The 353-nt window shown below is 42.2% G+C and carries 1 protein-coding gene; it reads right to left on the reverse strand.

Going from position 1 to position 353, the window contains the following annotated elements; genetic code table 11:
• Positions 1-353 (reverse strand): MATE family efflux transporter (locus tag ACNPNW_RS06145; protein ID WP_448766730.1); only part of this gene is annotated, 353 nt, incomplete at both ends.

A 353-nucleotide genomic window follows, 5' to 3' on the forward strand; every position in this document is an offset into this window, starting at 1 on the left:
AGTATTCTTGCGAGAATCATTGAGATTACCAAACCTATGACACCCATATCAAAAACAGTGATTAATAGGATATTTAAACATAAGTACGTTATATTCATAATCAAAGACAAGCCCAAGCAGGCTTTGGTCTCCGCAACACCTCTCAGCACACCGCTCACGGCTTGAAATATCGCTATAAAGGGGTAGGAGATACAACTGCCGATAAGAAATACCTTGGCATTGTTCAATACTTCGGCATCAGCGTTACCAAACAACACATTCAAGGTAGGGGTATGAAACAGAATCACGAACCCGCTGATCAGCACAGATAAGATTGTAACTGTAGAGATGGCCTGCGAAGCGGCTTTGGTTAC

Source organism: Acinetobacter endophylla, assembly GCF_053543775.1.